Below are 21822 nucleotides of genomic sequence, written 5' to 3' on the forward strand. Positions count from 1 at the left end.
TACTTATTTTTGAAAAATAAGTAGAGATTAACAAAATGAATCTGCTAAAAATCAAACAGATTTATTTTGTTAATACATTCTAAAAAACCAAAGGTTGATTACTTCTAAAGATATTACACATAAATATGGACTTGACTTTAAACATCCCTTTTTCATCGCAAAAAAAAGAGTCCAGACATTATTTATGTCTGGACTCTTTAAAAAGTATTCAAATTTTAGTGAATGTAGTTGTAAGAACCAGCTTCTGAAGCTGAGATAGTACGAGAAGATACAACACCTTCGCCTTGGTAGTTCATTTCAGAAACTTCGATTGAACCGTCTGAGTTTACATTTTCAACGTATGCTACGTGACCAAATGCACCTGCAGATGATTGTAAGATTGAACCTTCTTTAGGTGTATTGTTTACTGTGTGTCCATCAGCTGCTGCGTTTGAAGCCCATTGGTTAGCATTACCCCAAGTTGAGCTGATAGGATCTCCATCTTCCATTTTTTTATCGAAGATATAATAAGTACATTGTCCAGCTGTGTATAAGTTAGCTGATGAACCTGTAGTTTGTGTTGCTGTTTGAGTGAATGAAGAATTAATTGATCCATTCATGTTTGAAGTATTGAAATTTTGGCTATAGTTACTAGTGTAGTTGTAATTATAGTTTTGAGTTTGAGTTTGTTGTACATTTTGGTTTTGGTCAAATGTATCAGCAGAAGCTTCTCCATTCCCTATAATTGTTGTAGCTAATCCCGTAGTTAATACTGCAATCGTTGTTAATTTTTTCATTTTAAATATTCCTCCGTAAATTTCGTATATGTTTAATTTTATAATTTATATTTTAAGTGTGTGTCGTTTTCCGACGACAAAATATACTCTAACAGATGAAATTGAGTTTGTGTGTATTTTCATCGAGTTGTTACTTAATCATAACCTTATAAAATCTTTTAGTAATATTTAAATAGAAATATGACATGCAGTAATATAGGATATAGCCCATCAATATAGGGTTTTTTAATGAATTGTGAGAATACTTATGTCATTTTCTTGTAATAATTCATTTATATCACATGTAAAACAAAAGAAGTAGTTGGTAAAATATACAACTACTTCTTTTATTATAAACAAAGTATAAATTTCTAATTATCTTTTTATATTTTCTTAAATGCTCGTAAAGCCTTATTCTATGTGCTTTCGAGTATTTTTACTGTAGGAAGATACTTCACGTTTCTTTGCATATTTCCTCATGTCTTAGCTGTCAGAAGTGGTAAATAAGTAGTAAATTCATTTGTACTACTAAGCAACAAGACGCTCCTGTTGCTTCTCTTTATTCAAGCGTTTCATTTCTGCCATTGCAGAATCGAATGTTGCATGTGCGTAATAGTTCAGCGTCATGGCTATATTAGCATGTCCCATAATGTACTGTAATGCCTTTGGATTCATTCCTGCATTTGCATAGTTGGTACAGAATGTATGTCGCAAACTATGTGGAGTGATGTGTGGCAATTTATCCTCGTTATACTTATTGTATTTCTTAACAAGACCTTTCATCATGCCGTTGTAATCACTTGCCACTTTTGGATAGTTCTTTCTATTAAGAAAGAGGAAATCACTATATCCATCAATCTCAACACGCTTATCATTCTTTCGATTCGCTAACACTCGCTTAAATGCTTGATAGGCTTCTTCAACCATAGGAACTTGACGTTCGCCACTTTTGGTCTTTGGTGTTTCAATGTAGTACCCAATTTCAGTATCTCTCAATAGCTGATGGTCTATATTGACAAGACGATTCTCAAAATCTAAATCTGGAAGTGTCAAACCACCAAACTCTGAAATACGAAGACCTGTTTTTAAGAGTATCAGAATTTCATCATAATTTTTGCTGTAGGTTTTATCAGCTTTTGCAAAGGCTAACAGTTTTTCTTCCTGTTCTTCTGTTAGTACGGTCTTAGGGACAGTATCATCATCAAGAACTGCTTTCAGTTGAAAGTCAAATGGATTCTTCCGAACACAATCATCTTGTATAGCAATATAGAATGAAGCCTTTAAAGAACGTTTGTAGTTATTGATGGTTTGATAAGCATAACCATTTTCACTCATTCTAATAGCCCATTCTTTAGCGTCTGATGGCTTAATACTGTCAATACTTCTTACACCTAACTTGTCTTTCTTCAAAATATCCATAAGATATTTGCGTCCAGTTTCAGTGTTTTTTCTAACCTTTGGTCTTTGAGCGTTCTGTTTTGCGTAAAGCTGGCAGAGTGTCATTTTCTTTCCTACAACATCAATACCATCATGAATGTCTTTCTGTAACTCTGCGATTTTCTCTCTAAGTGAGATACAATCACGCTTTCCTGCTGGTACTCGGTCTGTAGCCACAAGTTTCCACGAGTAAACAAATTGCGGTTCTCCAAATGAATCTATATATTTGTATAAGTATCTTCCGTCTTTTCGTTGGCTCTCTCCAGTCTTTAAGATTCGACCTTTATTGTCACGTCTTTTTTCTGACATGGCATTTGCTCCTTTCCTTTATGGAAAGAGCCTTGATACGACTTAATACTATTTTATCATATACAAGACCCTTTGGCGACGCTAGATTGCGTCCAATGTATCTATAATTTTTTCAAATTGTTTTCGTTTAATCTGAATACGATTGCCATTCATAATCAGCCAATTTGCATTTTTATTTTCCTCTGCCAAGCGTCGTAGCTTGTTTTCGCCAATACGAAAATATTTTGACGCTTCTTCAATGGTTAGGGTATAACGTTCCCAAATAGGAATGTCAGTCTGCTTCATAAAATCCTCCTTTCCAAATCACTTATTTGGATTTCATAAAAGTTGTTTTACCAGCAATCGAACAGCTTTAGCAAAGCTCACGGGAGTTCCACCCCTGCATGGTTCTCATGTAGCCATACTCATTGCCTGCGACGGTTTTATCACGCTCGGACTATTGACTGTATGGGAGTATCATTATCACGATAAGAATGTCGTTGCAGGCAATCCTGCTAAAGATTGCTTCTCGGATCACTAACATGAATCGCTCGCTATCTTTATAAGATAGGTCATGGCGGTTAGTTCCGTTGGCTCTTTTCTTATCGAAACGTATTCGATTACTTTTATTCAGTTTTCAAAGAACAATGGCTCGTTAGCCTATCAAAACACATTGAAAGCTCAATATGCTTTGGTGGAATAACAAACCTCCCTGTTCGGGAAGCGTGGAATGGTTTAGCACGCTTCCACGAAAGGAGAGAGGATATTACTTAATTTCAAATGACAAAATCTTTGTAATCAGTCTGGTTTCCATTCTTCCACGTAAGACTTCATCAACGACCATACTTTGATTGCCATATTCATCTTTCATAAGTCGTAGGGAACGCTTCGTTATGTACCCTCTGTAATGATGTAGAATCTGGTTAATCGCTTCGGTATCGCCATCTGTTGCCTTTACAATGAGAGGAAAGGGAATCATAGGATATTGTGTTTTCATTCTTCAAATTCCTCCATAAACTTTTTAATTAAGGCTAGTCCACTGGTTCTATGCCGATAGACAGTAGAACGGTTCAATTTCAACAGGTCTGCAATTTCTGAATCGCTCATGTCCATAAAGTAAAACAGCAGTAGAATTTCACGTTTCTTGTCTGGCAACTCACGTAATGCTTCACTCAACAAATCATTTTCAACGCCTACTGATAACCCATTGAGTGTAAAAATCTGAAAGTCAGTTGAATAGTTATCTGTTGTCGCAAACTGGCTAACAAGATAATCGCCAACATCCGAAAAGGACACCTCACGCTTTGCAATCCTTGAAAGATAAAGCATATAATTCTTTCGCTCGTCTTCCATAGCACGTTTACAGATATAGTCAAACTGATTTTCTATTGTGGTCTGAAAAGAAGATGGTTTCATGTTTCTCACCCCCTTTCTGTCTAGGAAAGGAAGTGAGCCTTGCTCGTTTATCTCCTTTCACTCTTAGTCCCAATGTGAAAGGGGGATTTGTTGCATTACTGATAAATAAACTTTGTAAAAAAGTTCTGAATAGCCAAAAAAGCATATAAACAGATTTATTTCTCTGTTTACATGCTTCTGTTATTCTATCTATATGATTTATAAAACCACATTGGTGGACGTACTTATCTATTGCAGATAGACGACTTTTTTTGACAAGAACCCAATGTAAGGAAATTTATTGTATATGATGTACTTCATGGCGACGTTGACCTCCAACAAACCGCCATTTGGAAGTAATATACAATATTTTAACAGCGTAAATAGCACTACCATATAACGGTTTTTTTTATTGGCGTTTAGTAGTGCTTTTTATTAAATATAAACCTATAAACCATATAACACGTTTTTCTATACCTGTTTTTAATTCAGTAGGAACAATAAAATGTATAGAGGTGGTCTACTATGCGTAAAAAAGAAGATAAATATGATTTTAGAGCCTTTGGTTTAGCCATTAAAGAAGCTCGATTGAAACGAGGTTTAACTCGTGAACAAGTGGGAGCATTGATTGAAATTGACCCACGGTACTTAACTAATATTGAAAATAAAGGGCAACACCCCAGCATACAAGTTCTTTATGACCTTGTATCGTTACTTCATGTTTCCGTTGATGAATTTTTCTTACCTGCTAATAACTTGGTAAAAAGCACCCGACGATTACAGATAGAGAAATACATGGATAGCTTTACAGACAAAGAACTATCCTTAATGGAATCTTTAGCCAGCGGTATCAACGAAGCAAGAAACATCGAAGACTAATTAAAAGAATCCATACATAACGGAAAGAGCCGATAAAATGAGATTGTATTAATCTCATTTTATCGGCTCTGCGTCTTTGCGTCTGGCTCTGTAATCACAGTTACTTTGAACTGCTTTATTTCAATTAAATTTTCTTGTCTGCATTTCGGACAATAGAGGGGGAATTTTTTTAATTCAGTATCTTCCCTTATCTTTAATCGTGTTTTATTTCCACATACAGGACACAATATCCACTTGTAGTTTATAATAACTATCTCCTCCTTTACACTTTAATTCAAATCTTTATTAAAAAATATTTCATCTTATTTAACAAGAAACCATATTTATATAACAACATAAAATACACTAAGTTATTTTATTGAACATATATCGTACTTTATCTATCCGACTATTTGGACGACGGGGCTGGCAAACAGGTTCACCGGTAGTAACATGGTACCCTTTTAACTCTGTTAAACAAACACTACGTCCATTTGTAAAGAAAGTTAAATCACTACGATATTCTTGAATACACCGAGCAGGGATTTCTCCACTAAGAATGACCTCATTATTTTTCAATTGAGTGTCTACGATGTTCGCACAATATTTAGGAGCATCGTTGTATGCTCGTGAAAGATATTCCTGTGGCGCATAAATTTTAAAACTAAGATATGGCTCTAACAATTCTGTTCCAGCTTTTTTTAAGACTTGTTCCAATACAATAGGAGCAAGCATCCGAAAATCTGCTGGGGTACTAACAGGGCTATAGTATAAGCCATACTTAAAACAGATTTTACAGTCCGTCACATTCCAACCATACAATCCTTGTTCACAGCCATAGCGTATCCCTTCCATAACTGCATTTTGAAATGATTGATTTAAGTATCCAAGAGAAACCGAGCTCTCATACTGCATTCCACTTCCCAACGGAAGCGGTGATACAGATAAACCAATGGAAGCCCAGAAAGGATTTGGCGGCACTTCGATGTGAATGGTATATTCTGCATTTTTTAACGGTCTCTCCATATAAATGACTGTAGGCTCTTTTAGTTCTATCTCCACATGATACTTTTCTTGCAACAGTGCACTAATCACTTCCATTTGTACTTTCCCTAAGAAAGAAAGTATAATTTCATGTGTCGTAGAATCCACGTAATATCGTAGAAGCGGATCACTATCTGAGATTTCCAAAAGGGCATCAAGCAACATTTCTCTCTGTTCAGGTTTACTCGGTTCAACAGTTGTTTGTAGTAGAGGGTGCGGATTTTCAATCTTTTTTCTCTGTGGCAATAGTTTTGTATCTCCAAGAACACTATTTAACTTCAAAAACTCATTTTGCAAAATAACAATTTCCCCGGAATAAGCCTTATCGATTTTACATAATTCACCATTTATTGAAGTATACATTTCTGTAATTTTTATTTTTTCCTTTTCCGATATTCTAACCGAATCTCGCAAATGCAGTACGCCACTATAAAGACGTATATATGCAAGACGTTGTCTTTTTTTTGTATATTCAATTTTGAAAACATTTCCGCAAAGTTCAGACTGACCTCGATGTGTTGATGAATAAAATTTATTCGTAATCACTTCTATAAGGTTATCAATCCCTATATTGTTTTTTGCACTTCCATGATAAAGAGGGAACAGAGAACAATTCTGAAATCTTATGCTTTCCTCTTGTTCGAGTTCCAATGCTTCTAATGATTTACCGGACATATATTTCTCTAAAAGGTCATCGTTTCCCTCTATTACCGTATCCCATTGTTCAGATTCGGTAAAGTTCGTCACACACATATTAGGATACAGTTCTACCTTCTGTTTGATTACAATTTCGGCAGAAAGTTTCTCTTTAATATCCTGATAAACCGTTGATAAATCAATTCCATTTTGGTCAATCTTATTGATAAAAAAGATTGTGGGAATCCCCATTTTCCTAAGTGCATGAAATAATATACGAGTTTGTGCTTGTACGCCATCTTTTGCAGAAATCAGTAGAATTGCCCCATCTAAAACTGATAATGAACGATATACTTCTGCTAAGAAATCCATATGTCCTGGCGTGTCTATGATGTTCACCTTCGTATTTTCCCACTGAAAAGAGGTTATTCCTGTCTGAATTGTAATTCCTCTCTGACGTTCTAAAAGCGTATTATCCGTCCTCGTTGTACCTTTGTCCACGCTTCCTAATTCTGTAATCGCTCCACTGTTATATAATAAGCTTTCTGTTAAGGTAGTTTTTCCCGCATCAACATGAGCTAAAACTCCAATATTAATAATTTTCATGTGATTTTCCTCCATTCAAAAGCCCAAAAGGGCATAAAAATCCCAGTGATAAATACTCTTATCACTGGGATTTTTATGCATAACCATAGGCATACAAAGCATACAGATATTCTCCGGATACTTTAGAATCACATGATAAAGGTATTCTTAAACTGGGTACAAAAAACTAAGCCCTCCTAAAAAAGGACATCCAATTATTTGTTCCCACTATCAAATTGACAGTTTATTTAAGAATACCTTGCCGCATATTTATTAACTCCTTTTAAATAGATACTTAAATAATAGCACGTAAGAGCATATTTGTAAAGGAATCTCCAATTTTTTATCAAAGAGAGTACGTGATTACAAAATAGCTGTAATAATGTACCAATATTTGTTATTCTATAATCTTCCAATTACTCCCGTTCTTTTCAAGTACCAAATCAAATTGAGATACCTGCGTTGCTTTGGTCTGCTGGTCGATATACTCCACTGTCAGCGATACCGTGACTTGATTATCCTTACGATTGTGAATAGGATTTACCAGTTCTTGAAAGATGTACTCTTTTCCGATTGGTTTTAATATCCCGTCATTCACATAGTAGGAAAGTTCACTGGCTGTCGCTGTAGGATAGAGCTTGAAGAACGTCGTTAAAAACTCATTGATTTCATTGGTTGTAATGGAATCAACCGTCCCCTCACTTTCAATGGCTTTTGGTTTATAACTTGATTTCTTAGGTATGTTGGTAATGGTCGGATTCTTAACCAGTACCATATTTCCAGAACCATCTACATAGACACTCACTATATAAGCAGAGTGGACGGTCTTTGTATTTTCTCCCTCTGTAATGAGCTGGTCTACACTGTAGGTTACATTAAACTCATTGTCGCCAGTTGGCTCTACCGTCCATATCTGAAATCCTCTTACAGAAGACGATACAGGAATATCTTTGCGTACTGTATCAACATTGAGAGCTTGAAGTTCATCTGTCAGATAGCCTTTTAGACTTTCCATTCGATTATCAATGGACTTATCGGATTGCTCCCATGAATAGTAGACTTTCGCAAAGTTCTCTACAAAATTTTCTACATGATGAGTATCAACGTATTCCTTTTCTATGATAGTTGTTTCGTGAATAGTATGAGTATCTATAGCTGTAAAGTGCTTGAATATCGCAAAGCTGAAACTAAGCCCTAAAAGTACCCACAAGGCAATCACAACCTTTTTATGAGGATTGACCTTATAGACACGAGGTTTCTTTTCCTTTGGTATCTGTTTTTCTTTATTCTGATTTTTTCTAAATTTCATCATTAAATCTTCCTTTCTCATTGTTTGATTCGTCCTGCTCCCACTAAATGCTGTTGCCAGTAGGGGCTTGTTAAGTCGGCATAACCGATTGGGTCGCCTGCATGAAACATACGGTTATTGCCAAGGTATATCCCAACATGAGTAATATAAGAGCCAGCGTTATAGGTAGAATGAAAGAAAACCAAATCGCCAGCTTGTGCTTCCGATAGTGGGATATGCTGGGTCACATCATATTGCTGTTGTGCGGTTCGTGGTAAGTTAATTCCAGCTTTTCCATACGTCCATTGTGTCAGTCCGCTACAATCAAAAGAAGTAGTCGGGGAAGCTCCACCGTAAACGTATCGCCAGCCCTCATATTTCAGTGCTTCGTCCATGATGGCTTGTACCGTATCATCATCAAACTCTGTTGTGACAAGATACTGCGTTACCAGTTGCACATAAAACATATTGCCATAGTTGTATCGCCAGCCCCCATTGATAGGTATGGCTATGGGATTGGGGTAAGACACTTTTTCGCCACCTGAATACTCTTTTGAGAAACTTTGAGCCAGTTCAAAGGTATATTTATTTCCACGATTAGCCACATACCCTAAGAAACCACCACCATAATTGTAGGACTGGATAACCGATTCTAAATCTACACTGAGCCTTTCGCTACTGGCTAATAATTCACTGAAATACTTCACACCTTGCTTAATGGATTCTTCTGTACTCAATGAATTAGGTGGAAGACCGAGGGATTCCGAGGACTGCATAACATCTTCCGCAGTACCGCCCGATTCCACCTGTATAATCGCAAGAAGTATGTTGACATATTCTTCAACGCCATATTCTTTGGCATATTTTTCTACCATAGGCTTATGAGCCAGCACTTCTGCGGAAACATTCACACCTCCATAATGAATATTGGAAATTCCGCTGTCCTGTTCATCTGAAAATAAAATGGCAACAAACAGAAGCAGTGAGAAGACCATCAAGAATAATCCAGAACCACCAATCACTAAAGTTTTCAACTTCATGGTTTCTTACCGACTTTCTTAATGGTGGCGGTTTTGATTGGTGGTCTACTTCTTGTATTTTGTAGTGGTACTCTTTGAACAGTAGACGGACGTTCTTTTGTGATTGGACGTTGTGAAGTTCTATCTGCTGTAGTGGTTGAAGTTGCTGGCTTTTGAACGGTTTTTTCTTGAACGGTATTGCCTTGGCGTTCCACTTTTGGACTTGAAAAATCGGACTTAACTGCTGGACGCTCTTGTTTGGCTTGTTGAGATTCCTTATATGAAGTCTGAATATTAGACTGTTTTGAGGTCTGTTCATCATGATATTGTTCTTGTCTTGTAGTCGGTCTTTCATGAACAGAAGAAGCAGGCTGTTTTTTCTGTTTGACCTGTTCCATTTCAGAGCGACGCTTCGCAATGGTTTTTCGCCTTTGTTCCTGCTGTTCCTTGCGTCCACTGGCTCTGTCCGCTTTGGTTTGAGAAATACTACTGGTTAAATCACGGACATTCTCTTTTACTTTGGATTTTCCTTGATATACTGCATATCTTGCATTGGTCGGCAAATCTTTAACCTGTTCTTTCAAACCACTAGCAGTGTCTACCATTCTGTCTTTGGTATCAGCTACTGTACCGATGGTTTGACCGATACGTTTTCCAAGTGTTGATTTTTCCTTTCCGTCTGGTCGGGAGTGATCTGCTTGTGTCCTTGCAGAACTCCCCGAACCCGACTGTCCTTTTTTACCTGTAACAATGGCAGACCCAGCCCCTAGAGTAGTCATGGAACGTCCAAGTTTCCGCTGTAGACGGTGCATGTGAGCGTGCATAAGCATACGAGGTTTTCTCATCACACGACTTCCCACACTTTGAGAATCGTTACTCTGTAGAGAAAACATACTCATTAAATCGCCCAGCTTGAAGTAGATTCCTGCAAAGGTCACAATCTGTAGAAAAGCAATCAAAAAGAACGGATAACCAGCCGATAAGGTATAGAGCATGGTTGAAATACTAAATGCTGTCGTAATAATCAATGTGATTCCAGCTCGTGTCAAAATGGTATTAAAGAGCTTTGTTATGGCTCGTTTTGACATACCATCAAATGATGGAATCATGCTTAAAATAAAGCTCACAGGCAGAAACATAGCATAGATGATAAAAAGTACCTGCGAGAAAATCATGATTCCTGTTAATAGGAATACAAATATGGAAATCCCAATATTGAAGACAAATAGGAAGAAGACTGTACCTAAACGGTTAATGGTCTTTGTAATGGTTAGATTGGTATTGCTTCTGTCTTCAATTTCTTCCGCAACAATTTTTTCTCTGTCTTCGCCATTGTTGGAATCTGGGCTGGTGGAGAGCAGGCTTTCCACACGGTCAATACCGATACTTTCAATGTCTGAACTGTTGTATTGAAGCAGTAGCCACGGTTGCTGAACCTGTATGGAAAACAGGCTATCTCTGATTAAGTCCACGCTGTCCTTGCCTTGACTATCGGAATGGGGCATGACAATCTTCGTGCCAAGTGATAAACTGGCATTACTGATGTCTGATGAAAAGTCATTGATTTTTTTAATGTAGTCGGGAGCGTAGGCAATAAAGGAAGCCGATAGGATAAACACCAGCACAAAATTCATAATGGCATGAATTGCCTTTGTGGTTTCTCTCTTTATCAGTCCCGTATAGGCAACATAAACCCCAAGAACCAAAATCAAGAGTAAGAGGAATCCAACATAGAAACCCTCTGTTGAAAATCCGTTTGCACTCACACCAGCTAAGGTCTGCATATTCTTACCAATGGAATCTGCTGTAGCGGAAATGAAGTCTAAGGAATAGGCTTCCTGTACTAAGTAACCTGTCGCATTGGAAACATACAAACTGATTGTCCAAATAAAATTGGTAATGGCATATAGTCCATACATGACCTGTTTTCCAATCCCGTCCGACCAGTTCCACGGAAGCCAGCCCCAGCTATTATCCACATAAAAATCCAGTTGATAGTTTTCAAGTGGGTATCGGCTGTATTCATTTGCCACATTGACCGTATCATCTACCAAGCCCGCAGCTTGAACCACCGTTCCCAGCATGGCTAAAAGAAAAATGGCAATCACAAGTGTGAAAGCCACTGTCATTGCCACTTTACCTAGACGTTTCAGCGTCCAGTTTGATTTTATTCTGTTTACTATTGATGGTTTCACATTTACACCTCTTTTCGCACAGGTGGTCTGGTATCAAAGGCATGGAGCAGTTCTTCAAATACAGGGTGGAACTGTATCACACCGACACGACCATATAAATCACTGATAAGGCATTGCCCGTTTTCCAAATCACGCAATCGCTTCTGATTGTTTTCGTCCTCTGGGTCTACACCAAAAAAGGCTAAGGTCTTTTTAATCTCGTTAAGGTCAGTGGAACGAAATGCAAATTTTAAGCCGAGGTTATTTTTCAGTTTTTCATCTAAGAGGTCGTCTGTATTTTGGGTCACGAAATATACCCCAGCGTTCATAGCACGACCAGCCCGAACCAGCTTCATAGATAGTGTTTTTCCTTGTGCTACCTGTAAAAAGCTCCATGCTTCGTCTAAATCTACAATCTTGAAAATGCTTCGGTCTGTATGGATAAAGTCTAAAGCAAAGGTACTAATGACAATCAGCATAGCAACGGATAAAAGCTCCATAGTGGTATATTCCTCAAAGGAAGTTTCCTTGTCGGGAAGTACCAAGTCCGCAACCTGTATAATGTTCAGTTGTTTTTCTAAGCTGATAGACTGCTCCACATAACCATTACTGAATAATAAATGTGCAAAGTCATAGTCTGTAAAACTTTCGATATGGTCGGCTATACTGGTACTTAGTGGCGTATTCTCAACCCGTAATTCCTCAATCACTTTCATCAACCCTCGTACTTCACTATTGGTTACTGCACGAATGGCTTTTCTAAGGATTGGGAAGCGTTCCCCATCACGAGAGGAAATCCCCGTAAGGAATGTCAGAATATCAATAGCCAGTGATTCAGAATCTTTGGGATTTTTCATAATCACATAAGGGTCAAGTAAGCCTTTGTTTTTCTCATCAGAAGTCAGAGTGACGATATTGATTTCATGGGAAATCTCTGGCAAGGTTTCTTTCCATCTGCCACGTTCTGCTTTTGGGTCTACAATCACTGCTTGTGCCCCATAAAGCACCGCATAATAGACGATAAGGTTATTCGCAAAGGATTTACCACCACCCAGCGAACCAACAAAAGCCGACGCTAACGCATTGGTTACTGAACCCTTAACCCCTTGACTGGCAAGAGCAGGTTTCAGATAGACATTGCGTCCAGTATCTAAGCTGTAGCCAACATAAATCCCCTCATTTTCCCCCAGCATTTGAGTAGCACCAAAACCTAAACCAGCGAGGAAATCAGAGGTCACGTATTGAATATAATCATTCATATAACGCTTGCTGGCAGGTAAAAATTCTTCATGTAAGCCGAGCATATCCCCAAATGGTCGTACCAGTTTTACGCTTAAATCGTCATAAAAATCTTTCACTTCATTACAACGACGTTTGAGTTCGTCAAGATCATTTGCTGATACCCTTACCACATAAGACAGCTTGTACATAGATTCCTTGCTTTGGTCTAAATTGGTTTCCAGCTCATTCACACTTTCCAGAGCTTCCGCCACATTGGAGCTGGTTTCATTATCACTTTGCCAAGCGTGGTTATCCAAGTCTTTCAGTTCTTTCTTTTTATTGCGGACAGTAGATAGGGCTTTACGATTCGCTACAATTTCCACATTCATTGACGTATCAATCGGGAATGTAAATTGCTGTTGCTGGTAGTAGAAGATTTCAGAGGACGGGAAGTCCAGTTCTCCGACAATGCTGTTAATGGTAAAGTAAGCTACATAGACGGTTTCATCTTCCTGCTGGATTTTCAAATATCGCTGTTTTTCTTCCACCAAACAGCGAGTAGGCTTAATCAAGTCATAGTATTTAATCAGCGTTTCATTATCCAGCTTTTTCTTTGATAGATGGTACTCATACTCTTCATAGGCAGTGCCTGTCTGTCCGTAAAGGTGTTCAATCAGATAGCCGAAGTCGTCCTTATCTAACCTGCGGATTTTGAAACGACGAGAGATTTTATTTTCTAAGAGCTTTTCCATCTTCTGAAAACGCAGGATTTCATCATTACTCATACTAACAAAATCGCCCATCAGCTTATGGTTCACATCATAGACAAAATCAGACAAAGCATTTTTTGCTTCAACGGTAAGACTTTTCATAGAAAACTCCTGATCGTTGAGAAGCAACTTAAAGCCGATAAAGAAACGGTAGTTCACTTGATTTTCGCCAATCATGGATATTAAAGCGTCTGTCTGTTGGTCGATTTTGTCATAGGCAACCGCTTTGAGCTTGCCAGTGACTTCATTTTTGGAACGCTCTTGTGCAGAACGTATGCTGGATTCTGTACTGATTTGTAAAGCATGAATTTTGCCATCACGATTTTGTGCGATAAGCTGTCTGAAAGAATCATGCACTTGTATTTTCTGTTCTGGACTTAGAAATGAGTAATTGTAAGGAACAAGCTCATAGTAAGCATAACATTCCCCGTCTTTATTCCAGACGAGATTGTTTTCAATGTATTTAATTGGATATGCCATAAAATTCACTCCTAACTGCTGTAATGGCTTCTTGTGGCTGGTTTCTGCCAAGCGTTACTTTTTTTCCTGCATAGGTCAGCTTTGGTCGCAGTGCATAAGCAATGACAGACTTCAAAAATCCATAAGGCTTTTTACCATCAAAAGTTTTTGTAGACATAAACCATGTGAAAGCCACAGGAATCCCAAAGTATTTGAGAAATGCTCCCTCTATCATGGAAAGAGGGGGCAAGTTGCCAAGTATCATCACTGCAAAGAGTGACACGACAAACCATGTCATTTGCGTAAAGGTTATGGGAAACGGAAGTCTAAAATCATTGATAGAATACAGTACCTTTTCCACAGACCAGATACTGGTATAGCTTCGTATTTTCTTCATGTAATCAATCCTTTCATAAAAAATAGGGGTAGCTGATTGAGCCACCCCGTAAAATAGAAAATCTGCCAGTAGTAATGTACCGACAGATTTAATAGACGATTTCAAAAATCCCATGATTGGTTGAGATAAACGTTCCTGAAAGGTCTAAATCCCGACCATAGGCTTGATAATCAATATAGTTTTGAAGACTAGCTGGTACTTCGCCTAAAGCACCCGTTTCTTCAATGTAGTAGCGTGCCACGTCATACATATCATCACAATCGGAATGAATGATAATATCCTCTTGATGTTCGCTTAGTTCTTCAATGCTTGAAAAATGAGTGAGCAGAGCAGATAGCTCCGATTGTAATTCTTCGGGTAATTCCGATACCATTTCCCATAGTCGATTGAGTTCGCCAATGGAAGTGTATTCGTCAACCGTAAAGGGTAACTCGTAGTCATGAATGGCGTATTCCTCATATTCATCATTCAAGCCGATTTTCTCTTTGACTTCCTCAAAGTCAATGGGAAAGGTAAACCACGCACCGACCAATTCGCCCTCATTGTATTTGCCTAAATTCGCAATATAGACTTGCATATCGTCCATATATTCACGTCCTTTCTTTGTAGAGATTCAAAAATCCCTACCGCACTTCGTTTGGTGTACCATTCCTTTGCGGAACATAAGAAAACCACTTATATTCCACAAAAGAACGGTTTTATTTAAGCACCAATAATGCGATTGAATAGCTCTAGTAAAATGTCTTTTACTCCAGCAGCGTTGAAGACTAAGCCAACCGCAATAATCGCAATAATTAAAAAGCCAATCAGTTTGCTAAACTCACGCTTGAAGCCAAGATACAAGCCAATCACAACGATTGCTAAAAGCACCAGTGATTGAGCGTTTGATAGAAACCAGTTATAAAGGTTTTGTCCAAAATTCATAAAAATGTTCTCCTCTCTATATTCAATGAATTTGTATTTGAGTTATTTTTTTGTTGTTATCACGTCCTGTTCTTTTACTGACTGTTGCTTCAAAATCTGCTTGTGTCGGTCTGTCAGTTTCGCATGGTCGAGAATGTCTTTTACAACCTGCGTCTGGTTGATTTCATCAAGTTTAATCGCAACCTTTAAGGTCGGGGCAACTTGATGAGATAGCCAGTTCAGCGTCCTTTGGAAGGAGTAAGGCTCTGGTTTTGTGGTTAGTTTTAATCGTTCACGATTGTTCCCAATAAACCAAGCCCATTCTTCATTCAGTTTCCAATCAGAACGAGGTTTGGAATCGTCTTTATCTACAAAACGGATATACCGATTGATAATTTTAAAGGCGGTATGCTCTGGATTGTCATAGACGAGTAAATCACGGACTGCATAATAGGCACGCTCATTTTTCAATCGAATCTCAAAACGGTTTTTTACTTCTGCGTCTTCAATGGGAATATCATTTTTCTTGTACTGCTCGTAGTCCTTTTCATAGATACAGAAATAAACTTCACTTTGTAATGAACCGATATAGAGGGTGTTTCCCATACATTCCTTTTCCTCTTTGCGTACCAGTTCGCCACTGCGATAGCTTTTAAAACTGCGGAAGACGGAGATACATTCTTCCTGTTGGCACTTTTCAGTGAGTACAGGGATATTTAAAATCCCTGTCTTATCGTTAATGGCAAGGTCAAGGCGTTTCATCACACCGCCAGCCACCAAAACGTCCATAAAGAACTCATACCAGCTTCTTTGTTGTGCCAGAAGATAGCTTTCAAATTGTCTGCACCCACGACCTTTCAATTCCACCAGAACTCCTTTGTCCAGTTCATGGGAGCAAAGGACGAATATGTCGCCTAAAGCATAATGCTCTGAATAAGAATAGAAACCATAGTCCTCATGAAGAAAATAGGACAGTTTCAGTTGTAAGATGTTTTCGACCACCTGCTGTACGTCTGTTGTCGGAAAGCGAATTCTTACATAATCAAACAGCATTTCAAGGGGAGCGTCGGGATTGAAGCGTTCCAGAGCTTCCCAAAGGGACTGCTGTAAATCCTCTGATGGCTTGACTTTTCCTGTTTCAATATCGCTTAGATACTGCCTTGTAATACCAGTCGCAACAGCTAAACGGTTTTGAGATAGTCCATAAGCCAAGCGTTTTTCTTTTAAATGCTGTAACCAAGTTTGTTCATTCAGTAAAAATCCCTCCAATCAAAAAGGCGTATGTCAACTTTTAAAGCCCATTTGACATACGCTGAAATTTTGTAAATCCCTTGTAACCAAAGGATTTTCTAATGTTTTTTTGACTGTTTCCTGTCGATTTGTACCCCCCTGTTAGATACGGGGGGTTAAGTGCTGGCGTGGCTATTGCCACACCAGCCAGCAAGATCAGTCCACACCTGCGACTTCCGCTTCGCACGTCGCCTGCGTGGACTGTCTGCTGTTGGATAACTTTTTAATTTCCTCCAAGAAATCATATCCTTTTGGTACAAGGGGAGTATAAAACTCTGATATGACACTTGTTCCTACATCAACATAGCCACGACCTTTGATTCGCTTTAAGAAGAAATCCTTTTGTACGTCACTGCCAAACATCATGCCATAGCCCATTTCAGACATACGACCTAAAGCCACTCTGAAATTAAACTGATCACGGATTCCGTCGCCTAAATATTTTGCGTCTGGACGTTGACAAGCCAGTATTAGAAAGAAGCCAGCTTGACGACCTAACATGACAATCTGTTTCAGCTTATTCATAACTGCGGTGTTTTCTTTTGTTCCCAGCATTTCCATGAAAGCGACGTATTCATCAAAGATTAAGAAGTGTGCCGGGAGACCTAAGTAAGCATAATTTTTGCCAGTCTTATAGTTCTTCATCTGCTTCATTTCCTCACTACGTTTCATCATTTCTTCATAGAATGTTTCAATGCAAGAAAGCAAGTCTTCTTTTCTATAGTAGACATTTGCCATCACAGAACCTAAGTCCGCAAGATCAGCATTTTTCGGGTCAAGAATATACAGTTTTGAATCTGTATGAAGCAAGGCTTCAATCAGTGTCAGTATAAAGTAAGTTTTACCGCCACCTGTACCACCAGCAATCAACATATGAGGGAGCTTATCATATTCCCACCATACGTTTTTCATTAAGCGAAGTTTACCATCTTTAGCTTCTACTTCATCAATAGAAATACGACTGGCTATGGTGTCATAGAGCAAAGTATATTCCACATAGGAATCCTTTAACTCTTTATCCGTCAGCTCACAGTACAAGCCACTCTCTAATTTCTTTTCCAAGTGTAAGAGTTGGTCTTGATATTTTCCCAGCGTGATTTCCACCCGTATCTGTATCAAGCCATTTTTAAGTCGATAATACATTTTAGGGAAGTAGGTTATCTTTTCCTTTGTACGACCAGCACTATCTTTAAAGAAACCCTCTGTTTTGACCTGTTCAGATTCATACCACTTGTTTTCAAGTATCATCTTTGCCAGTTTTTGACGGTGGTAAAGTTGTTTAACCGTATCATAGCGAACCCGTTTGAATACAAACGCTACCAGCAAGCAGATAAGAATTGCGACACTGAAACTGATAATTAAATAGGGAATGTCAATCTTATCTGCTTGTGATAGGTTAAAATCCTGCCAGTTGATCTGCTGGATTGTCTTCACATGAAACAGTCCGACAACCAGCAGGAAAACAGGCAGGAGTGACGCTATCGTAAAATGAAAGACTAAATCTTTACCAGATGGGCGAATCCTTTTACCACGCTGTTTCATGCGAAAAAGTCTCCTTTCTACCTAGCGACTATTTGTCTTGTGTCGGTTCTTTCTTTGCTTGTGGTTGAGCTTTGAATGAACTAGAATCCTTTGTCAGCACAATATCGTCTGCCTTGATATACCAGTCAACATCTGCTCCTTGATAGGTGGCAGTAGCAACGGTGTCCGCAATGGGATTGATAAGTTCCACCCGTGCGTTATAATCAAACTCTTTCAAAGGCACGCTGGCAGGAATACTTACTTGAATCATGCGTCCTTGTCCTTTGGATTTTAAGTCATAGGTACGTTCCTTGATTTCATCTGAAACCGACCCGTCTTCATTTTGGATTCTCACTTCACGACGTAGAGCAGAGAATTTCAATTCTCCAAAAGTCGTGTCTTTATCTAATACAATGCCATTTGCTAATCTCATCATTTTTCCTCTCTTTCTTTATTCTTTTATCATGTCGTCAGCATGTAAAAGGTAATTTGTAAAACCACGAGTGCCGATTTTGTAGCCCTCTGCGGTAATACGTGGATTGACTAACTTCACACGTTCCTCAAAGCCGAAATGTTTTTCGCCAGCTTCAGCAGGAAGCACCACCACAATATCATCTGCTCTTTGAACATCAGAATAGAGATTATAGCTTCTTGATAAGACAGTTAGCCGTCCGTTGATTCTTCGCTGAACGACTTTATCCTCGCCAGCAAATTCTAAATTGCCGAATGTTTTTTCCATGTTGGGAATCACAAATTTAAGTTCCATATTTTTACCTATCCTTTCTTTTTTATTGGCTGAATGAATGTTTGATGGTCTTAAAGAGTGGGGAACGACCTTTTGATTCTTGATTTTTTGTTTTCATAAGTTCACTTCCTTTCAAAATCGGGTAAAAAAATAGACACCTCATTTTTTGAAGTGTCTACCTATTAAATATTCAAATTTTATTGGAAGTATCTTTATATCTTCACTTTTCAAGGATAAATCGTCGTATCAAAGCTCATTCATAAGTAGTAAATTAGTAGTAAATTGAGTGGTTTTGACCTTGATAAAGTGTGATAAGTCCAGTTTTTATGCGGATAACTAGATTTTTATGCTATTTTTATATTAAAAAATTGTAAGAAATCTTCATTTATTAGAAAGGGGTTTGATATATGAAGAGGCTACCAACACTTTTTGAAGCAGTATCAACTATCGTGGTCATGGGGATAATAGTTTTAATAGGTTTTGGAATTTTACAATTCCCAATACAACCATTGCTTATTTTAGCAGCTATATATGCTGGCTTTATAGCAATAAGAGTAGGCTTGAGTTGGGAAGAAATACAAGATGGTATTACTAAAAGATTAGCTACTGCTATGCCTGCAATTTTTATTATTATTGCTGTAGGTATATTAATTGGTACTTGGATGTTTTCTGGCACTGTACCTGCACTTATTTATTATGGTTTAGAAATGATAAATCCTACATATTTCTTAGTAACAGCTTTTATTATTACAGCAGTAACTTCTGTAGCGACTGGAACTGCATGGGGATCAGTAGGTACAGCAGGGATTGCATTGATGGCTATAGGAAGTGAAATGAATATACCAGCAGGCATGATTGCTGGTGTTGTTATAGCAGGTGGCGTGTTTGGTGATAAAATGTCGCCGTTATCTGATACTACTAATTTAGCCGCCCTTGTAACTAAAGTAAATATATTTCACCATATAAGACATATGATGTGGACTACAGTTCCAGCATCAGTAATCGGCCTTGTAATATGGTTCTTTGCAGGTTTACAATTTAATGCTGAAAATGTTGAAAGTAAACGTATTAATACTTTATTAGGCAATATTGATACAGCTTTTAATTTAAATTTTTGGGTTTGGGTACCTGTAATTGTCATTGTTATAGGCATAAGTATGGGTAAGCCAACAGTGCCAATGATGCTATTATCAAGTGCAGTAGCTATGGTTGTTGGTATATTTAACAATGGTTTTGATTTAGTTGATGCTTTTAACGTTACAATGAATGGTTTTGATATAAGTATGACATCTTTATCAAATAATGATGCATCAAATTCTATGGTAGAACTTGTAAAACGTGGTGGCATAATGAGTATGACAGAAATAATTGTTACAATTTTTTGTGGTTATGCTTTCGCGGGAATTGTAGAAGCTTCTGGCAGTTTAAAAGTAATACTGTCAACAATATCTAGTAAAATAAGTAAAGATTCACATCTTATATTTGTAACTATTGCTGGTAGCTTAATTTTAGTATTTGCTGCTGGTGTTGCATCAGTTGTTATTATTATGATTGGTGTATTATTAATGGATGTGTATGATGAAAGAAGTTTAGACAGAGTTAATCTGTCACGAACGCTAGAAGATTGTGGAACTATGGTATTACCATTTATTCCATGGGGTACATCTGGCATTTATTATAGAGATTTATTACATGTATCGTTAGGAGATTTCTTCTGGTGGGCAGTACCATGTTATCTATGTGTTATCTTCGCGGCATTTTATGGTATGACAGGTATTAGCATAAAAAAAGTAGATACTAAAGCATAAAAAAGAGCAATCATTATGATTGCTCTTTTTTTAAAATATCTTAGTGAATGTAGTTGTAAGAACCTGCTTCAGTAGCTGAGATAGTACGAGTAGATACTACTCCAACTCCACCTGCATAGTTCATTTCAGAAACTTCAATTGAACCGTCTGAATTAACATTATCAACATATGCTACGTGACCGTATGCACCTGATGTTGATTGTAATACAGCACCTGATGAAGGTTTGTTATTTACAGTGTAACCTGATTGAGCAGCTGCGCTAGCCCAGTTATTTGCGTTACCCCAAGTGTTACCTAAGTCAGGACGCTTGTCGAATGCATAGTATGTACATTGACCAGCTGTGTATAAGTTAGCGCCTCCGCCATTTGATGGACGAGAAGTTGAAGTAGTTGTAGTGCTAACTTTTGAACTTGAGCTTGAAGTTGTAGTTTGGTTATCTGATGTTGGTGCTTGTGTAGTTGAAACGCGAACGTTATCTTGGTTTGAAGAAGCAGTATTTGTAGCTCCTAAACCTCCACCGTTTGGTGCAGCATTGAATGCTGGTTGTGAATAATTTGTATTAGAAGAAGCTTCAGTATTATTTGAGCTAGTATTGTTAGCTACTTGTTGTTGAGCTTCGTTACCGTATGATTGAGTTGAAGGGTTCCAGTTCCCTTTCCAAGTGTAGTGATAGTTACCTTGTTGATCAATTGTGTAGCTGTATTCATAAGAATGTGGATCATTTGGGTTATAACCTTGGTTATTTTCTGCCGCATCTGCGTCATGTGCCATAAATGTTGCAATTCCTGCTGTTGCAATTGCTGCTGTTGCTATTTTTTTCATAATGTAAAAATCCTCCTAGATAATTTAAAAATGTTTTCGTATATGTTTTGTAATTTATAAGTTTTTTTCTCTGCTGTTTATCAACAAAATCTACTTTAGCAGAAATTGAATGCTTTGTGTTGAATGTTAAAGCTTTGTAATTTAATTTAAATATCTTAAGATTTCATGTAATAATTCTGAACACTTTTATATGAGTTTAAAATGCTTTAATAACAGTATTTATAAGCAATTTTCTTTTAAAATATTTTTTATTGTTACACGATTGTAATATTTAAGACATAAATAAATATTTGACTTTATAAATTTATATCAACTGATTCATACTACCTTACTAAAAAATATTGATTTTAACGAAATTAAATAAGTACAAAATTTCATAATAAAAAGTCAGAAATAAAGTATTTTT

At 37.6% G+C, this 21822-nt stretch carries 22 protein-coding genes; 2 read left to right on the top strand and 20 right to left on the bottom strand.

The features are described 5' to 3' along the window. Nucleotides 1–215: 215 nt before the first annotated feature. From LQ688_RS06185 to LQ688_RS06210, 5 genes are all read right to left on the bottom strand, one after another. Nucleotides 216–776 (bottom strand): CHAP domain-containing protein, encoded by a 561-nt coding sequence (locus LQ688_RS06185; protein WP_017000909.1) that lies wholly within the window; start codon nucleotides 774–776, stop codon nucleotides 216–218. Nucleotides 777–1283: 507 nt separating this feature from the next. Continuing rightward, nucleotides 1284–2501, bottom strand: a complete 1218-nt coding sequence (locus LQ688_RS06190; protein ID WP_001291561.1) for a tyrosine-type recombinase/integrase — start codon at nucleotides 2499–2501, stop codon at nucleotides 1284–1286. 81 nt (nucleotides 2502–2582) lie between these two features. Further along, the gene (locus LQ688_RS06195; protein ID WP_000814511.1) at nucleotides 2583–2786 is read right to left on the bottom strand and encodes an excisionase; all 204 of its coding nucleotides are present in this window, start codon (nucleotides 2784–2786) and stop codon (nucleotides 2583–2585) included. 460 nt (nucleotides 2787–3246) lie between these two features. After that, nucleotides 3247–3477 carry a helix-turn-helix domain-containing protein gene (locus LQ688_RS06205; RefSeq protein ID WP_000857133.1) on the bottom strand — a complete coding sequence of 77 codons (231 nt, stop codon included), beginning with the start codon at nucleotides 3475–3477 and terminating at the stop codon, nucleotides 3247–3249. After that, nucleotides 3474–3896: a sigma-70 family RNA polymerase sigma factor gene (locus LQ688_RS06210; RefSeq protein WP_000804885.1), complete on the bottom strand. Its 423-nt coding sequence runs from the start codon at nucleotides 3894–3896 to the stop codon at nucleotides 3474–3476. The genes LQ688_RS06205 and LQ688_RS06210 overlap by 4 nt, the downstream gene beginning before the upstream one ends. A gap of 504 nt (nucleotides 3897–4400) precedes the next feature. Here LQ688_RS06210 and LQ688_RS06215 point away from each other — a divergent pair. Then, a complete protein-coding gene (locus tag LQ688_RS06215; RefSeq protein ID WP_001227347.1) occupies nucleotides 4401–4754 on the top strand; it encodes a helix-turn-helix transcriptional regulator in 354 nt (117 codons plus the stop codon). Nucleotides 4755–4813: 59 nt separating this feature from the next. Here LQ688_RS06215 and LQ688_RS06220 read toward each other — a convergent pair whose 3' ends face one another. The 14 genes from LQ688_RS06220 to LQ688_RS06290 form a co-directional block, all read right to left on the bottom strand. Further along, entirely contained in the window at nucleotides 4814–4981 is a 168-nt protein-coding gene (locus LQ688_RS06220; protein ID WP_000336323.1) for a cysteine-rich KTR domain-containing protein, read from the bottom strand. Nucleotides 4982–5099: 118 nt separating this feature from the next. Then, a complete protein-coding gene (tet(M), locus tag LQ688_RS06225; protein ID WP_010729924.1) occupies nucleotides 5100–7019 on the bottom strand; it encodes a tetracycline resistance ribosomal protection protein Tet(M) in 1920 nt (639 codons plus the stop codon). Between the two features lie 15 nt (nucleotides 7020–7034). Next, nucleotides 7035–7121 (bottom strand): tetracycline resistance determinant leader peptide, encoded by an 87-nt coding sequence (locus LQ688_RS06230; RefSeq protein WP_012386611.1) that lies wholly within the window; start codon nucleotides 7119–7121, stop codon nucleotides 7035–7037. A 274-nt stretch (nucleotides 7122–7395) separates the two neighbouring features. Then, nucleotides 7396–8328, bottom strand: coding sequence for a conjugal transfer protein (locus LQ688_RS06235; RefSeq protein WP_001224318.1), 933 nt, complete (start codon nucleotides 8326–8328; stop codon nucleotides 7396–7398). Then, the gene (locus tag LQ688_RS06240; protein ID WP_000769868.1) at nucleotides 8325–9326 is read right to left on the bottom strand and encodes a bifunctional lytic transglycosylase/C40 family peptidase; all 1002 of its coding nucleotides are present in this window, start codon (nucleotides 9324–9326) and stop codon (nucleotides 8325–8327) included. The genes LQ688_RS06235 and LQ688_RS06240 overlap by 4 nt, the downstream gene beginning before the upstream one ends. Beyond that, entirely contained in the window at nucleotides 9323–11500 is a 2178-nt protein-coding gene (locus LQ688_RS06245) for a CD3337/EF1877 family mobilome membrane protein (protein WP_000804748.1), read from the bottom strand. The genes LQ688_RS06240 and LQ688_RS06245 overlap by 4 nt, the downstream gene beginning before the upstream one ends. A 2-nt stretch (nucleotides 11501–11502) precedes the next feature. Then, nucleotides 11503–13950, bottom strand: coding sequence for a conjugal transfer ATPase TcpF (gene tcpF / locus LQ688_RS06250; RefSeq protein WP_000331160.1), 2448 nt, complete (start codon nucleotides 13948–13950; stop codon nucleotides 11503–11505). Next, a complete protein-coding gene (locus LQ688_RS06255) occupies nucleotides 13934–14326 on the bottom strand; it encodes a conjugal transfer protein (RefSeq protein WP_000723888.1) in 393 nt (130 codons plus the stop codon). Before LQ688_RS06255 ends, tcpF begins: the two co-directional genes overlap by 17 nt. An 88-nt stretch (nucleotides 14327–14414) precedes the next feature. Beyond that, nucleotides 14415–14912: an antirestriction protein ArdA gene (locus LQ688_RS06260; RefSeq protein WP_000342539.1), complete on the bottom strand. Its 498-nt coding sequence runs from the start codon at nucleotides 14910–14912 to the stop codon at nucleotides 14415–14417. Nucleotides 14913–15028: 116 nt separating this feature from the next. Continuing rightward, entirely contained in the window at nucleotides 15029–15250 is a 222-nt protein-coding gene (locus LQ688_RS06265) for a hypothetical protein (protein WP_001009056.1), read from the bottom strand. Nucleotides 15251–15292: 42 nt separating this feature from the next. After that, nucleotides 15293–16498: a MobT family relaxase gene (gene mobT, locus LQ688_RS06270; protein WP_000398284.1), complete on the bottom strand. Its 1206-nt coding sequence runs from the start codon at nucleotides 16496–16498 to the stop codon at nucleotides 15293–15295. 177 nt (nucleotides 16499–16675) lie between these two features. Continuing rightward, a complete protein-coding gene (locus tag LQ688_RS06280) occupies nucleotides 16676–18061 on the bottom strand; it encodes an FtsK/SpoIIIE domain-containing protein (protein ID WP_000813488.1) in 1386 nt (461 codons plus the stop codon). A gap of 28 nt (nucleotides 18062–18089) precedes the next feature. Then, on the bottom strand, nucleotides 18090–18473 hold the full coding sequence (locus LQ688_RS06285; protein ID WP_001234286.1) for a YdcP family protein: 384 nt from the start codon (nucleotides 18471–18473) through the stop codon (nucleotides 18090–18092). Nucleotides 18474–18491: 18 nt separating this feature from the next. Further along, nucleotides 18492–18806, bottom strand: coding sequence for a YdcP family protein (locus LQ688_RS06290; RefSeq protein ID WP_000420682.1), 315 nt, complete (start codon nucleotides 18804–18806; stop codon nucleotides 18492–18494). 386 nt (nucleotides 18807–19192) lie between these two features. On the opposite strand from LQ688_RS06290, the gene nhaC reads away from it, so the two are divergent. Next, the gene (gene nhaC / locus LQ688_RS06295; protein ID WP_135021054.1) at nucleotides 19193–20593 is read left to right on the top strand and encodes a Na+/H+ antiporter NhaC; all 1401 of its coding nucleotides are present in this window, start codon (nucleotides 19193–19195) and stop codon (nucleotides 20591–20593) included. A 40-nt stretch (nucleotides 20594–20633) separates the two neighbouring features. On the opposite strand, the gene LQ688_RS06300 is transcribed toward nhaC, so the two are convergent. Next, nucleotides 20634–21416 (bottom strand): CHAP domain-containing protein, encoded by a 783-nt coding sequence (locus LQ688_RS06300; RefSeq protein WP_017000912.1) that lies wholly within the window; start codon nucleotides 21414–21416, stop codon nucleotides 20634–20636. Between the last annotated feature and the right edge of the window lie 406 nt (nucleotides 21417–21822).

Source organism: Mammaliicoccus sp. J-M40 (assembly GCF_022386395.1).
In the GTDB taxonomy this organism is placed as follows: Bacteria; Bacillota; Bacilli; order Staphylococcales; family Staphylococcaceae; genus Mammaliicoccus; species Mammaliicoccus lentus.